Source organism: Methylobacterium sp. CM6241 (genome assembly GCF_054817845.1).
Genome location: NZ_CM139246.1, coordinates 905,828 through 919,867, shown reverse-complemented (window position 1 = coordinate 919,867; position 14,040 = coordinate 905,828). Strand labels below are relative to the sequence as shown.

Sequence of the window (14,040 nt, the reverse complement as noted above, 5' to 3'; positions counted from 1 at the left end):
CATGACGCAAACCGCCACCCCGAGCGTACCCGGCGCTCAGCCCGACCCCGCGGCTCGTCCCGAGACAGGGCCAAGCGAGCATGGGCATGGGAAGACGAGCTTCTGGACGCTGGTCGTCGGCTCGGTCGGCGTCGTCTACGGCGATATCGGCACCAGCCCGCTCTACGCGTTCCGCGAGGCGCTCGGCCCGGCGAGGGCCGACGGCATCTTGCTGACCGAGGAAGTTCTGGGCACGACGTCGCTGATCCTCTGGGCGCTGCTGCTGATCGTCACGATCAAGTACGTCGTCATCCTGCTGCGCATGGACAATAACGGCGAGGGCGGCATCCTCTCGCTGATGGCATTGGCCCGCAAGGCGCTGGGCGGGTCGCGCATCGTGTTCATGCTCGGGCTGCTCGGCGCATCCCTGTTCTACGGCGACGCCGTCATCACGCCGGCCATCTCCGTGCTCTCGGCCGTGGAGGGGCTGAAGCTCGTCACCCCGGCCTTCGAGCATTACGTCCTGCCGATCACGGTGGCGATCATCTTCGCCCTGTTCATGGTGCAGAGCCGGGGCACCAGCAAGGTGGCGGCCTTCTTCGGCCCGATCATGGTGGTGTGGTTCCTGGCGCTGGGGCTCGCGGCGCTGCCGCACATCGTTTCGCGCCCGGAGGTCTTCCAGGCCTTCAATCCCTGGTACGCGCTGCACTACCTCCTCGGCCACGGTACCGGGGCCCTGGTGGCGCTGGGCGCGGTGTTCCTGGCGGTGACCGGCGCCGAGGCGCTGTTCGCCGATCTCGGGCATTTCGGACGCCGGCCGATCCAAGTGGCCTGGCTCGGCCTCGTGGCCCCGTGCCTGACCCTGAACTATCTCGGCCAGACGGCGCTGGTTCTCAACGCGCCGGACACGACCGACCCGTTCTACCAGCTCGTGCCCGAATGGGGTCTTCTGCCCATGGTGATCCTGGCGACCATCGCCACCGTCACCGCGAGCCAGGCCGTCATCACCGGTGCGTTCTCGCTGTCGCGCCAGGCGATCCAGCTCGGGCTGCTGCCGCGCCTCGAAATCCGCCACACGTCGGAATCGCATTCGGGCCAGATCTTCCTGCCGCAGGTGAACATTCTGCTGCTGATCGGCGTTGTGGTGCTGGCCGTGCTGTTCCGCTCCTCCTCGGCGCTGGCCTCCGCCTACGGCATCGCCGTGACGGGGACGATGCTGCTCACCGCGAGCATGGGCTTCATCGTGCTCTGGAAGTCGTGGAAATGGTCGCCGATCGCCGCCGCCGCCGCGATCATGCCGTTCATCGTCATCGAGTTCCTGTTCCTGCTCTCGAACATGCTCAAGGTGTTCGAGGGCGGCTACGTGCCACTCGTGCTGGCCGGGATGCTCATCATCGTGATGTGGACCTGGGTGCGGGGTGTGAACATCCTGTTCAACAAGACCCGCAAGACCGACGTGCCGCTGCTCGAACTCGTCGGCATGCTGGAGAAGAGCCCGCCCCATCATGTGCGCGGCACGGCGGTGTTCCTCACCAGCGACCCGTCGATCGCTCCGGCGGCCCTGCTGCACAACCTCAAGCACAATAAGGTGCTGCACGAGAAGAACGTCATCCTGACGGTGGAGACCGTGGACACGCCGCGCTCCAGCGATGCGGACCGCATCCGCATGGAACCGATCGGCCCGCACTTCTCGAAAATCGTGATGAAGTTCGGCTACATGGAAACGCCGAACATCCCGCGGACGCTGACGCTCCTGAAGAAGCAGGGCTTCAAGTTCGACATCATGGCGACGTCGTTCTTCCTGTCGCGCCGCTCGATCCGCCCGGCAGCGCATTCCGGCATGCCGCTCTGGCAGGACCGGATCTTCATCACGCTGGCCAAGAACGCCAACGACGCCACCGACTTCTTCCAGATCCCCACCGGCCGCGTCGTGGAAGTGGGGACTCAGGTCACCGTCTGAACCGGCCGGGTCACGGCCTCGGCAGGTTGATGATGGGCGGCGGCGGAGGCGCCTCGGGGGCGAGGGCTGCCAGCGTCGCCGGGCTTTTGCCGGCCGAGCCTCTGGCAGCCGGACCCTGGGCATGAGCAACCCGCGTTGTCGTCGCCGGCTTCGGTGAGGTTTTGGAATGCGCTCCCTGGCTCACGGCGGCATGGGAGGTGGCGACGGCGCGACCCGGTTCAGCCTGGACTGCCTGGATCGCTGGAGCGGGCTGGGTGCCCGTCACCTCCGGTACGGCGGCGGCCACCGTTGCCACCGGAACGCTGGTGGGAGCCGAATTCGCGACGGCCTGGACCGATGCGGACGGGGCCGCTTCGGGGGCGACGAGCGTCGGTGCGGCCGCATAGGCCAGGGCGGCCGGCGGGCGGGCCTGCTCTACGGCGCCGGGCTTGCGCTTCTCGTAGAAGGCGTTGCCGCCGGCCACCGCGACGTAATGCATGTTGTTGTAGTGGAACGTGCGGCCCGCCGTGTGGAAGTACATGGCGCGACCGACCTTGGGATGGCGCTGGCCGGCCAGGACCGCGTCGGCCGCGTCCGCGACCTTGGTCAGGTCCTTCTCCGCCATGGGCTTGGTGAGTACGCCGGTGGCGAACTGCCGGGGCTGGCCGACGACGGCGCAGATGCCGCCATTCGGAAAGGCGGCGGCTTCGAGGCGGTTCATCACCACCGTGCCGACGGCGAGCAGGCCCTCGGAATCGCTGCGGTTCGATTCGAAATACATGGCGCGGCCGAGGCAGTCGCGCTCTTGGTCGCTCACCGCCATGGGTTTGGCCGCGAGGCCCGGGCCGCCGAGGGAGCCGGTCGTGGTGGGGGAATTGCAGGCACCGAGGCCCATCGTCGTCATCAGCAGGACTCCGTAAAGTCCCGTCGTCGCCGATCGGGGATACCCCATGCCGTCTCGCTCCCGTCCGTTTCTCGAACGGTCTAGCTCGACGGCAAATGTGGTTTCTTTTCGGACACGGTTCGAATGACCGGGGCTTCTTCCCGCCGCTGTGGTCCTGAGGTCACGCCCGGCCTTCGTCGCCGATGCGGAACGGGTGCCTGCGTCAGAGCATCGGCAGGTGCTTGGGCTTGCGCCCACGGGGAAAGGCGGCGTCGAGACGCTGCCGGTGATTCTCCGTCAGGATCAGGTCGCCGGCCGCGGCATTCTCCTCCACATGGGCGATTCGCGAAGCTTTCGGGATCGCCAGGATGGAGGGCGACTGCGTCAGCGCCGCGAGCGCGACCTGCCGCTGCGTCGCCCCCGTTTCGGCGGCAATCTCTCCGAGGACGCGCCCGCCGGCCGAGTCCGGACCCGGAAAATCGTCATGGCCGAAGGGGCTGTAGGCGACCAATGCGACGCCATGCGCCTCGCACCAGGGCAGGACGGCATGTTCGATCGCCCGTTCCCCGAGATGGTAGAGAACCTGGTTGCAGGCGATGCGGCCCTCGCCGGCCACGGCGAGCGCGTCATCGAGGTCGGAGACGTCGAAGTTGCTGACGCCCCAGGAGAGCAGCTTGCCCTGCCGGATCAACCCCTCGAAGGCACCGATGGTCTCTTCCAGCGGGGTCCCACCCCGCCAGTGCAGGAGGTAGCTGTCGAGCCGGTCCGTCTTCAGGCGAGCCAACGAGCGTTCGCAGGCGGTGACGACGGATCGGGCCGAGGCATGGTTCGGCAACACCTTCGAGACGAGGAACACCTCGTCGCGCCGCCCCTCGATCGCCTCGGCCACGACGAGTTCGGCCTCGCCATACATCTCGGCGGTGTCGATATGGCTCATTCCGAGATCGAGGCCCCGCCGCAGGGCGGCGACGGCGTCGGGCCGGTGTGCCTCGTCGAGGTACCACGTGCCCTGTCCGATGACAGAGACGGGGCGTCCGGTCTGCCCGAAGGTTGTCTGCCGCATGCGGATCTCCCCTTCGAATAGCCCACGGCCGGATGCAGGTCCGGCCGAGCGGGCCCGCCTCAGGCCGTCAGAGTGCCGTGGCAGTGCTTGTACTTCTTGCCAGAGCCGCAGGGGCAGGGCTCGTTGCGCCCGACGCGGCCCCAGGTCGTGGCGTCGTTCGGGTCACGCTCGATGACCGCCATGTCCGGGGAGAGCGCCTGCGCTGCATAGCCGTAGGCCGGGCCGCCGCCGCCATCGCTGCCCGTGCCGCGCCCGGCATAATCCATCTCGTTCTCGCCGGTGACGGGATCGAGATGCTGGGCGAACATGGAGGGCAGTTCCGGGCTGGCGAAGGGGTTCGCCCCCTGCGGCTCCTGCTCCTGATAGGTGATCTCTATGCGGGCGAGCTGCTGGGTCACCTGCTCGCGCAGGCTGCCGACGAGACCGTTGAAGAGCTCGAACGCCTCGGACTTGTACTCGTTGAGCGGGTCGCGCTGGGCGAAGCCGCGCCAGCCGATCACCTGACGCAGGTGGTCGAGGGTCACGAGATGCTCGCGCCAGAGATGGTCGAGGGTCTGAAGCAGGACCTGCTTCTCGACATAGGTCATGACCTCGGGCGTGTTCTTCTCCGTGCGGGCGGCATAGGCCTCGTCGGAGGCGGTGCGCAGGCGGTCGCGCATTTCCTCGTCGGCGATGCCCTCTTCCTTGGCCCAATCCTCTACCGGCACGTCGAGGTTCAGCACCTCGGCGACGCGCAGGCGCAGGCCTTCGATGTCCCATTGTTCGGCATAGGCATTCTCGGGCACGTGGATGGCGACGAGATCGTCCACGACGCCGTGGCGCATCTCGTCCACGGTGTCGCGCACGCTGTCCTGGCCCATGAAGTCGCGGCGCTGCTCGAACACGACCTTGCGCTGGTCGTTCATGACGTTGTCGTACTTGAGCACGTTCTTGCGCATGTCGAAGTTGCGCGCCTCGACCTTCTGCTGCGCCTTCTCGATCGCCTTGTTGATCCAAGGGTGGATGATCGCCTCCCCCTTCTCCAGGCCGAGGCGGGTGAGCATCCCGTCCATGCGGTCGGAGCCGAAGATCCGCATCAGATCGTCCTGGAGCGACAGGTAGAATTTCGAGCGGCCGGGATCGCCCTGGCGGCCGGAGCGGCCGCGCAGCTGGTTGTCGATGCGGCGCGATTCGTGGCGTTCGGTGCCGATGATGTAGAGGCCGCCGGGAAGGGCCTTCTTGCGGCCGGCCGCGAGGTCGGCGGGCTCGCCCGAGGCCAGAACCTTGGCGCGGTTCTCCTCGATCTCGGCCTTGATCGCCGCAATCTTCGCGTCGCGCTCGGCGCCTTCGGGCACGCCCGCGAGCTCCTTCTCGAGACGCATCTCCAAGTTGCCGCCGAGTTTGATGTCGGTGCCGCGCCCGGCCATGTTGGTGGCGATGGTGATGGCGCCCGGCACGCCGGCCTCGGCCACGATATAGGCCTCCTGCTCGTGGAAGCGGGCGTTCAGCACGGCGAAGGTCTTGGTCACACGGCCTTCGCGGGCGGCGGCGTAGACGTCGGTGAGCGCGTTCAGGTCGGAATAGTCGAGCTGGCGGAAGCCGGCCTTGGTCAGCATCTCGGCGAGGTGCTGCGACTTCTCGATGGAGCCGGTGCCGACCAGGATCGGCTGATGGCGCGCATGCGCCTTCTCGATCTCGGCGATGATGCCGTCGTACTTCTCGCCCACCGTCCGGTAGACCTCGTCGTCCTCGTCGACGCGCTCGACCTCCTTGTTGGTCGGGATGTCGACGACTTCGAGCTTGTAGATCTCGGCGAATTCATCGGCCTCGGTGGAGGCGGTGCCGGTCATGCCGGCGAGCTTGGAATAGAGCCGGAAGTAGTTCTGGAAGGTGATCGAGGCGAGCGTCTGGTTCTCGGGCTGGATCGTCACCCGCTCCTTGGCTTCGAGCGCCTGATGCAGGCCTTCCGAGTAGCGTCGGCCCTGCATCATGCGGCCGGTGAACTCGTCGATGATCACCACTTCGTCGTTCTTGACGATGTAGTCCTTGTCCAGGGTGAACAGGGTGTGGGCGCGAAGCGCCTGGTTCACGTGGTGGACGAGGCTGACATTGTGGGCGTCGTAGAGGTCACCCTCCTTCAGCAGGTCGGCGCCGCGAAGCAGATCCTCGATGAACTCGTTGCCGCTCTCGGTGAGCGAGACCGAGCGCTGCTTCTCGTCGAGGTCGTAATGCTCCTTCTCGAGATGGGGCATCAGCGCGTCGACGGAGACGTAGAGTTCCGAGCGGTCGTCCACCGGGCCGGAGATGATGAGCGGCGTGCGTGCCTCGTCGATCAGGATCGAATCGACCTCGTCGACGATCGCGAAATTGTGCCCGCGCTGCGACAGCTGCGAAAGCTCGTACTTCATGTTGTCGCGCAGGTAGTCGAAGCCGAACTCGTTATTGGTGCCGTAGGTGATGTCGCAGGCATAGGCGTCCCGGCGCTGCTCGTCATCGAGCCCGTGGACGATGGTGCCGACGGTGAGGCCGAGGAAGCGATAGACCCGGCCCATCCACTCCGCATCGCGAGAGGCGAGGTAGTCGTTCACCGTGACCACGTGCACGCCGAGGCCCGACAGGGCGTTCAGGTAGACCGGCAGCGTCGCCACCAGGGTCTTGCCTTCGCCGGTGCGCATCTCGGCGATGCCGCTCTCGTGAAGGACCATGCCGCCGATGAGCTGCACGTCGAAATGGCGCTGGCCGAGGGCGCGCTTGGCCCCTTCGCGCACGGTGGCGAAGGCGGGAACGAGGATATCGTCGAGGGTCTTCCCGGCAGCAAGCTCGGCCTTCAGCATGTCCGTCCGGGCACGCAGGGCCTCGTCCGACAGGGCGGAGATCTCCGGCTCCAGGGCATTGATCTCCGCGACGCGGGGGCGATAGCCCTTGACGCGGCGATCGTTGGACGAGCCGAATATCTTCTTAGCGAGGGCGCCGAGCATCGTGAACCTGCGGTCGATCGAAATATCAGAAGGCGTGAGTTGGCCGGGCTTATAGAGGTAAATATTGTACGGCGCATCCGAAAGGGCGGACTGCCTTCAACTCCGAAAGCCGGTGAGCGCGCGGCCGACATCCTCGTCACCGGACGGCAGTCGATCTGCTAAAGCGCCAAAGCGGCTCTTTGGTTCTCGATGATGCGGACCAGAGCCAGGGCCGTGAGCTCCGAGGATTTCGGATTGGCCGGCAGGGCCTGATTCTCGATGCTCATGTCGAGGGTCCCGAAAGCGCCCGTCGCCTGAAGGCGGTGTCCATTGCCGGTGGCGCGGGGATCCGCCACCAGGGCGATCCGCGTCCTGTCGAGGCCGATGCCGGCGAGCGCCGTGATCACCGCGACATTGGCGTTGGCCGGGAACAGCCGGGCTGCCTCCCGCGCCGTCCCTTCGAAGAAGGTCGTGGCCTCCGTCAGGCCATCGAGATCGATCCACTCTGCCGCCGGGGTGCCAATCCAGGCCACGGGCGGCTTGACGATGCGATGCGTCACCGAGTCCAGCGGCAGGATCGAGGCCGCAGCGAGGGCGTCGACGGCGGCGAGTGCGCCGGTGGGTACGAGGATCTGGCTTCCATGCGCCTCCGCGGCGGCGACGAGCCTGTCGAGAAGACCAGCCTCGCAGAAGGCGCTGGTCGACGAGACGGCGAAGCTCTCGGCGTGACGGAGCGCCACGAGGCCCCAGGGTTCCACCGCCGCCCGTCCGGCCGCTTCGATCACCATGTCGGGCTCGACCCCGGCCAGGGCAGCTGGTTCGGGTAGCCAGCGGATCCAGGCGGGAAGGTCGGCCTCATCGGGCCTCACTCGCGTCCCGACGCCGGCCAGGACGACGTCGCTGCCCCGAGCGTCGAGAAGGTGCGTCACCCGGCGCGCGATGGCTCCCCAGCCCACCAGGGCGATACGAAGCGGCCGACGGCGATCCGGCCGCGCCACCGAAAGATTAGAGAGTAGAGACAAGGGCCGGTATCCCACGACTGGCGAAGGCTGACGCGGCTCAACGCCCTGCTGCGCGATCTCAAGAAATCTTCGGCCGCGGGCCTGTCAAGCTTCCTGCCGGCCGCTGGACATACAGGCGTCAGTTGATCTCGCAGAAACCCATGCCGGTGCCGACGACGCGCTTGTCGGCGCACCATGTCGCGGCCGTGCGGATCTCCCTCGCCGCCGGCGCAGGGACCGGGAGGACGGGGCGCAAGGTCACGGCCCGTCCCGCTACGGTATCGTTCTCTGGCGCATGTGCACTGGAGCGGATGGGCCGCGACGCGCCGATTCCAGCACCCAGGGCAGCCGATCGGGCGGGAGTGACGGAGGGAGCCGGACGGGAGACCGAAACGGAGCGTCCGCCCTTGAAGCGGGCCTGCGCCGTCGTGATCGAGGCGGACAGGATGAGACAAGCGGTGGTGATGATGACGCTGGTCCGCATGCCGCTCTCCCAGGAAGTCCGGAAAGGATGGCGCATGCGGGCTTAAGACCGCTTTATCGTGATCGGTCGGATTCGCCCGAAACCCCACATGCGCTTGTCTTCCGCCCTTGCCCGCGCCACCTCTCGCCCACAGATGCCCGCGGCGTCCCGCCGCTCGCTGTTGCCACGTCTCCAACCTGGCCGGACAGAGCCTCATGGACGTGGCATCCACCTGTTCGAGGAATCCCCATTGATGACGACGCCTCTCCTTCTCCGGCGCTCGGGCGCCATGGCGCTGGCCGTTGCGCTGCCCTTCGCCTCTGTGGCCTTGCCGCTGCAGGCCTTGGCGCAGACGCCGCCTGCCCCGGCTGCGGCTGCGGCTGCGGCGGCTGCGGCGGCTGCCCCGGCCGCCCCGGCGCTGCCGCCCGAGACGGTGGTGGCCAAGGTGAACGGCTCGCCGGTCACCGCGGGCGACCTCGCCATCGCGGCCGAAGACCCGGCGCTCTCGCTGCCCGGCGTCGACGAGGCCCAGAAGAAGAACCTGCTCATCGATTACATGGTCGACCTCAAGGTCGGCGCGCAGGCCGCCGAGGCGGCCAAGGTCGGCGACTCGCCCGAGTTCCAGCGCAAGCTCGCTTATTTCAAGAGCAAGCTCCTCCTCGACGAATATCTGGAGCGCGAGGCCAAGAAGGCGGTGACGCCGGAGGCCGCCAAGGCGCTCTACGACCAGACCCTCACGACGATGAAGCCCGAGGAAGAGGCGCATGCCCGTCACATCCTCGTCGACAATGAAGAAGAGGCGAAGAAGATCTCGGCCCGGATCAAGGGTGGCGAGGACTTCTCCAAGATCGCAGCGGAAGTCTCGAAGGATCCGGGCTCGAAGACCGAGGGCGGCGATCTCGGCTGGTTCACCAAGGAGCGCATGGTCGCCCCCTTCGCGGAGGCCGCCTTCAAGCTCCCGGTCGGTCAGGTCTCCGACCCGATCAAGACGCAGTTCGGCTGGCACGTGATCAAGGTCGAGGAGCGGCGCACCAAGCCGGTGCCGACCTTCGCCGAGATGAAGGAACAGGTGGACCAGTACCTCACCCGCAAGTCGCAGCAGGACCTCATCCTGAAGCTGCGCGAGAGCGCCAAGATCGAGCGCACCGATGCGGCCACGCCCGCCGCCGCACCCAAAGCCCCCTGACGTTCGGCTTCCCGAATCCGGACGGTCTGCGAAAACGAAGAAGGCCTGCCCCGTCGCCGGGGCAGGCCTTCGTCTCGTCGATGCCGCGAGGAGGCGTCAGGCGATGTACTGGGCGCCGTTGATCGTCAGGGTCGAGCCGGTGATGAAGCCCGAATCTTCCGCCGCGAGATATTCCACCGCGCGGGCGATCTCCTCGGCCTCGCCGAGGCGGCCCACGGGGATGGTCGAGATGATCTTGTTGCGGATATCTTCCGGCACCGCCATCACCATGTCGGTGGCGATGTAGCCCGGCGCGATCACGTTGACGGTAATGCCCTTCGAGGCGCTTTCCTGGGCCAGCGCCTTGGCGAAGCCGATCACGCCGGCCTTGGCGGCCGAGTAGTTGGTCTGGCCGGCCTGGCCCTTCTGGCCGTTGATCGACGAGATCAGGATGATGCGGCCGAAATTGCGGGCGCGCATGCCCTCGATGACGGGGCGGGTGCAGGTGAACATCGAATCGAGGTTGGTCTTGATGACCGCCTGCCACTTCTCGAAGGTCATCTTGTGGAACGCGCCGTCGCGGGTGATTCCGGCATTGTTCACGAGGATGTCGATGGGGCCGACTTCGGCTTCGACGGCCTTGATGCCGGCTTCGCAGGCGGCGGCGTCGCCGACGTCGAACTTGAAGACCGGGATGCCGGTCTCGGCCTTGAAGGCGTTGGCGGCCTCGTCGTTGCCGCCGTAATTCGCGGCGACCTTGTAGCCCTTGGCCTTGAGGCCCGCCGAGATGGCGGCACCGATGCCGCGCGTTCCGCCGGTGACGAGGGCGATGCGTTCCTGAGCCATGGCTTCCTCCAATTTTCTTGACGTCTGATGGATCGTGACGTGCAATTTCTTGCACATGAGCGGCACTGCCGGGGCTTAGCGCACCCGTGTCCTTCCGCCCATTCCATTTAAATTTGCTGCGCCCTCAAGAATTCTCCTGGACGATGTCCAAGGTTTTTGTCGGGGGCGCAGCCGTTATACTGTATTCAATCGTGCCGGAACGCTTCAGGTGCGCTCAATGCACATGGCCACGCCCATTCCGCCGCCGATGCAGAGGGTGGCGAGACCCTTCTTGGCATCGCGACGCTTGAGCTCGTGCAGCAGCGTGACGAGGACGCGGGCGCCGGACGCGCCGATCGGGTGGCCGATGGCGATGGCGCCGCCATTGACGTTCACCTTGTCGGTGTCCCAACCCATGTCCTTGTTCACGGCCAGCGCCTGGGCGGCGAAGGCCTCGTTGGCCTCGATCAGATCGAGGTCGGAGGGCTTCCAGCCGGCCTTGTCCAGCGCCTTGCGCGAGGCCGGGATCGGGCCGGTGCCCATCACCTTCGGGTCGACGCCGGCGGTGGCCCAGGACACGATCCGGGCCAGCGGCGTGATGCCCCGGCGCTCGGCTTCCGAGGCCGACATCAGCACGATGGCGGCAGCGCCGTCGTTGAGGCCGGACGCGTTGGCGGCCGTCACGGTGCCGTCCTTCGAGAAGGCGGGCTTGAGCTTGGCCATCGCCTCCACGGTGGCGCCGTCACGGATGTACTCGTCGGTGTCCACGATGGTGTCGCCCTTCCGACCCGGGACGGTGACGGGGACGATCTCGTCCTTGAAGCGGCCTTCCTTGCGGGCGGCCTCGGCCTTGTTCTGCGACTTCGTCGCGAACTCGTCCTGCTGCTCGCGGGTGAGCTGGAAGGCCTGGGCCACGTTCTCGGCGGTGGTGCCCATGTGGTAGCCGTTGAAGGCGTCCCAGAGCCCGTCCTTGATCATCGTGTCGACGAGCTTCACGTCGCCCATCTTCTGGCCGCCGCGCAGGTATTGCGCGTGAGGGGAGAGCGACATCGATTCCTGACCGCCGGCCACGATGACCGTGGCGTCGCCATTGGCGATCTGCTGCATGCCGAGGGCGACGGTGCGCAGGCCCGAGCCGCAGACCTGGTTGACGCCCCAGGCGGTGGCCTTCTCGGGGATGCCGGCCTTGATGGCGGCCTGGCGGGCCGGGTTCTGGCCGGCGCCGGCGGTGAGGACCTGGCCGAAGATCACTTCGTCCACGTCGTCGGGGGAGACGCCGGCGCGATCCAGGGCGGCCTTGATCGCAATGGCGCCGAGCTCATGGGCCGGGACGGTGTTGAAGGCACCTCCGAACGAACCCACGGCGGTGCGCGCCGCTCCGACGATGACGATGTCTTCCGCTGCCATTGACGTTCTCCTCTGGGTAGCCCGCGCGACGTTGAAGCCCTCCGATGGGCATGCGCACTTAAGGCCAACTGAAGCGATGAAAGCGCTGGGCAAGGTGAAGTCAAGCGCGTGCGGAAGCTCGGCGAGGGAGTCGGCGAGTGACCTGCCGGTCTTTGTTACCGAAGGCGTCGCGCGGCGTGTGGCACTATTCTGCGGGGATCAGGGCCAAATTGCTGTTTTCGTCGGCGGGCGAAAGCCTTAAGGTCCGCTTACGCGCAGTGATAAATGATACCCGGACGGCGCATCGGGCCTCGAAGGGATTGGGCGCTGGAATGAATGTGTCGGGAAAGGCCACGAGGATGGCGGAGAACGGTAAGTCGCAGCAAACCGTTATCAAGAAATACGCAAACCGGCGTCTGTACCATACCGGAACCTCGACCTACGTCACCCTCGAAGACCTCTCGACGATGGTGCAGAACGGGGAGGATTTCCTCGTCTATGATGCCCGTTCCGGCGACGACATCACCCGCTCCGTCCTGACCCAGATCATCTTCGAGCAGGAGAACAAGGCGGGCGAGGACAACCTGCTGCCGGTGGCCTTCCTTCGCCAGCTCATCCGCTTCTATGGCGACAGCATGCGGACCATGGTGCCGAGCTTCCTCGAATTCTCCATGGCGAATTTCGCCCGCGACCAGGACGGCCTGCGCGAGAAGATGAACCAGAGCTTCGCCCCCTCGGTGTTCCAGAGCGCCATGGAGGAGCAGGTGCGGGCCAATATGAGCTTCTTCGGCGATGCCATGAAGATGTTCACCACCTTCGGCACCGGTCCGCTCTCCGGCATGAAGACCTCCGCATCGGCGCCGACGCCGACCCAGCCATCGAGCGCGGCTCCCGCGCCCGACAGCGACCTCGACGAGTTGAAGCGGCAGATGGCGGAGATGCGGAACCGTCTGGAAGATCTCGCCAAGAAGTAGCTCGGCGGCGCAAATAACCAATCGCCGATTTCGTCCTGAAGGAATGCTGACGAAACGTTAACGTCGGCCCGCGCGTTGCGCTTTTCTGCCCATCATAGGCGGAAAGGCGATAAGTGTCACAGAACGGCACGGGAAATCGCCCCAAAACGGGACAGTCGGTCCCCGAGGGGGATCGAGAGACGGCGCGGACGCTCGTAGTCGTCGATGGCGGCGAGGCAGTCTCACGCAGGTCGAGCGCTACCTATGGCAGGCCGAACGCCGAGTTTCTGACCCAGCTTCTCATCAGCGGCGACCCGGCCATGCGTGCCTCCCGCACGGAGCGTATGCGCTCCGCCACGGCGCGCTACGCCGAGACGACGCGGATCGGCACGGGCCGGCGTCGCGCCTGACGTATCGGGACAGGCGACGCAAAAAACCGCCCGAAGGCGGTTTTCGCAAGACAGCGTTTCATGACGTCGTTTCGTCCCGGTCCTTATCGAACCGATGACGGAGCGAAGAATCAGGCCTCGGCCGACTTCACCTTGAGGACCTGGCGGCCGCGGTACATGCCGGTCTTCAGATCGATGTGGTGGGGACGACGCAGCTCGCCCGAATCCTTGTCGGCGACATAGGTCGGGGCCTTGAGGGCGTCGGCGGACCGGCGCATGCCGCGCCGCGAGGGGGAGGTCTTTCGCTTCGGAACGGCCATGGGGTAGTCCTGCTACGGCAAAAAGGGTGCCCGGGCGCCGCCCCGCGAGGGAAGAGGCAACCTCGGCACCGTGTTCAAACGGAGATTCGATGGCGGGTGTATAGCGATACATCGGCCGTCTGGCTAGAGCCGCCCGAGGCCGGACGTCCGGAAAAAGGAACCGCCGATCCTGCGGGGAGGCTGCCGGTCCGGACTCGCCGGAAGGTTCACCGGTCTGTGAAGTCCCGTTAAGCGCCGGTTCAACCGCCGCGCTTCACTTTGCAGATACGGTGACGCCTCGTCGAAGACTGCGCCGCCACATCCCGGGAGATTGCCGTGACTTCATCTCGCATGACCACATCTCTGCTCCGCACTCTGGCCGTGCTCGGCTGCCTCGCGGCGGCTCCCGCCCTTGCCCAGGCGCCGAGCCCGTCGACGCCCTCGACGTCCACCCCTCCCACCGTTGCACCGAAGGCGCCGACAGCTCCGGCCGCCCCGGCCAAGCCCACGGCGGACAAGCCCGTCGCTCCCGTCACGCCAGCGGCCAAGGTCGATCTCATCGACCTGAACAGCGCCTCGGTGGCGGAACTCGAAGCCCTGCCCGGTATCGGTGCGGCGCGCTCCGCCGCGATCGTCAAGGGCCGGCCCTATCACGGCAAGGATCAGCTCGTGTCGAAGAAGATCCTCACACAGGGCGTCTATGACGGGATCAAGGACAAGGTCATCGCCAAGCAGAAGTAGCCGCCCGGCTCGATGACC

The 14,040-nt window shown here is 66.5% G+C and carries 13 protein-coding genes; 5 read left to right on the top strand and 8 right to left on the bottom strand.

Annotation, left to right across the window (positions count from 1 at the left end):
• Window position 1: 1 nt before the first annotated feature.
• The gene (locus ACYQR9_RS04225) at window positions 2-1,939 is read left to right on the top strand and encodes a potassium transporter Kup (RefSeq protein WP_207411098.1); all 1,938 of its coding nucleotides are present in this window, start codon (window positions 2-4) and stop codon (window positions 1,937-1,939) included.
• 10 nt (window positions 1,940-1,949) lie between these two features.
• Here the strand turns inward: ACYQR9_RS04225 and ACYQR9_RS04220 are convergent, their stop codons facing one another.
• The 5 genes from ACYQR9_RS04220 to ACYQR9_RS04200 form a co-directional block, all read right to left on the bottom strand.
• On the bottom strand, window positions 1,950-2,822 hold the full coding sequence (locus ACYQR9_RS04220) for a cell wall hydrolase (protein WP_461228805.1): 873 nt from the start codon (window positions 2,820-2,822) through the stop codon (window positions 1,950-1,952).
• A gap of 202 nt (window positions 2,823-3,024) precedes the next feature.
• Window positions 3,025-3,864 carry an aldo/keto reductase gene (locus ACYQR9_RS04215; RefSeq protein WP_461228804.1) on the bottom strand — a complete coding sequence of 280 codons (840 nt, stop codon included), beginning with the start codon at window positions 3,862-3,864 and terminating at the stop codon, window positions 3,025-3,027.
• A 59-nt stretch (window positions 3,865-3,923) separates the two neighbouring features.
• Window positions 3,924-6,821, bottom strand: coding sequence for a preprotein translocase subunit SecA (secA, locus tag ACYQR9_RS04210; protein ID WP_461228803.1), 2,898 nt, complete (start codon window positions 6,819-6,821; stop codon window positions 3,924-3,926).
• Between the two features lie 158 nt (window positions 6,822-6,979).
• Window positions 6,980-7,822: an aspartate dehydrogenase gene (locus tag ACYQR9_RS04205; RefSeq protein WP_461228802.1), complete on the bottom strand. Its 843-nt coding sequence runs from the start codon at window positions 7,820-7,822 to the stop codon at window positions 6,980-6,982.
• 118 nt (window positions 7,823-7,940) lie between these two features.
• Window positions 7,941-8,285: a hypothetical protein gene (locus ACYQR9_RS04200; protein WP_461228801.1), complete on the bottom strand. Its 345-nt coding sequence runs from the start codon at window positions 8,283-8,285 to the stop codon at window positions 7,941-7,943.
• 232 nt (window positions 8,286-8,517) lie between these two features.
• On the opposite strand from ACYQR9_RS04200, the gene ACYQR9_RS04195 reads away from it, so the two are divergent.
• Window positions 8,518-9,450 (top strand): peptidylprolyl isomerase, encoded by a 933-nt coding sequence (locus ACYQR9_RS04195; RefSeq protein WP_207411094.1) that lies wholly within the window; start codon window positions 8,518-8,520, stop codon window positions 9,448-9,450.
• Window positions 9,451-9,546: 96 nt separating this feature from the next.
• Here ACYQR9_RS04195 and phbB read toward each other — a convergent pair whose 3' ends face one another.
• Together phbB and ACYQR9_RS04185 are read right to left on the bottom strand one after the other, a co-directional pair.
• A complete protein-coding gene (phbB, locus tag ACYQR9_RS04190) occupies window positions 9,547-10,275 on the bottom strand; it encodes an acetoacetyl-CoA reductase (protein WP_056422767.1) in 729 nt (242 codons plus the stop codon).
• A gap of 204 nt (window positions 10,276-10,479) precedes the next feature.
• Window positions 10,480-11,661, bottom strand: a complete 1,182-nt coding sequence (locus ACYQR9_RS04185) for an acetyl-CoA C-acetyltransferase (RefSeq protein WP_056422764.1) — start codon at window positions 11,659-11,661, stop codon at window positions 10,480-10,482.
• Window positions 11,662-11,999: 338 nt separating this feature from the next.
• Here ACYQR9_RS04185 and phaR point away from each other — a divergent pair, with 338 nt between their 5' ends.
• Complete coding sequence (phaR, locus tag ACYQR9_RS04180; RefSeq protein ID WP_056423315.1) at window positions 12,000-12,614, top strand: polyhydroxyalkanoate synthesis repressor PhaR; 615 nt, start codon at window positions 12,000-12,002, stop codon at window positions 12,612-12,614.
• Window positions 12,615-12,727: 113 nt separating this feature from the next.
• On the top strand, window positions 12,728-13,003 hold the full coding sequence (locus ACYQR9_RS04175) for a hypothetical protein (protein WP_207411093.1): 276 nt from the start codon (window positions 12,728-12,730) through the stop codon (window positions 13,001-13,003).
• A 110-nt stretch (window positions 13,004-13,113) separates the two neighbouring features.
• Here ACYQR9_RS04175 and rpmF read toward each other — a convergent pair whose 3' ends face one another.
• A complete protein-coding gene (rpmF, locus tag ACYQR9_RS04170; protein WP_018046018.1) occupies window positions 13,114-13,302 on the bottom strand; it encodes a 50S ribosomal protein L32 in 189 nt (62 codons plus the stop codon).
• A 330-nt stretch (window positions 13,303-13,632) separates the two neighbouring features.
• Here rpmF and ACYQR9_RS04165 point away from each other — a divergent pair, with 330 nt between their 5' ends.
• The gene (locus tag ACYQR9_RS04165) at window positions 13,633-14,022 is read left to right on the top strand and encodes a ComEA family DNA-binding protein (RefSeq protein WP_207411092.1); all 390 of its coding nucleotides are present in this window, start codon (window positions 13,633-13,635) and stop codon (window positions 14,020-14,022) included.
• Window positions 14,023-14,040: the final 18 nt, after the last annotated feature.